The organism is Arthrobacter sp. Y3225116 (assembly GCF_059091245.1).
The window spans coordinates 1-508 of the sequence record NZ_JBNHGL010000550.1; the positions used below are offsets into that span (position 1 = coordinate 1).

The following is a 508-nucleotide window of genomic DNA, read 5'->3' on the forward strand; positions in this document are numbered from 1 at the left end:
CAGCGTCCGCGGCACCGAGGCCTGCCGCCGGCTGTCGGCCGAGCTGGGACTGCACTTCATCCACGCGGCCCGCAGCGCCCGGTCCACGATCCGCGCCGACTACACACTGGCCGGGAAACCCTCACCGCGCGTTCGCCCGACGCCGGAGCTGGCCGTGCTGGCCGAACACGGCCACACCGTGCGCTTCCTCGAGGTCCACGGCGACATGCTCTTTCCCGAGGCGGAAACGGTGATCCGGATGGCCGCCGACCTGTCTGCCGCGCACGAGGTTTTGGTGATCGACATCAGCCGGCTGGACGAGCTCGGCAGCCGCACCAAGACCATGTTCCTCCGCCTGCAGGAAACCTCGGATCCCTGCCTGCTGGTCTTCGTGGACGCGGCCGGGTTGCTGTCCGCGGAAGAGGCCGGCACGGCGGACCGGACCCTGGCGTTCACGTCCCCGGACGCCGCCGCCCGGTGGTGCGAAGACCGCCTCATCGGCCGGCACGGAGGACTGCCGGCGACCGGC

Annotated in this window: 1 pseudogene; it reads left to right on the plus strand. The window is 71.7% G+C overall.

Annotated features, from left to right (window positions below):
- Positions 1–508: pseudogene (locus AC5RV2_RS18900) on the plus strand (hypothetical protein); the annotation flags it as partial.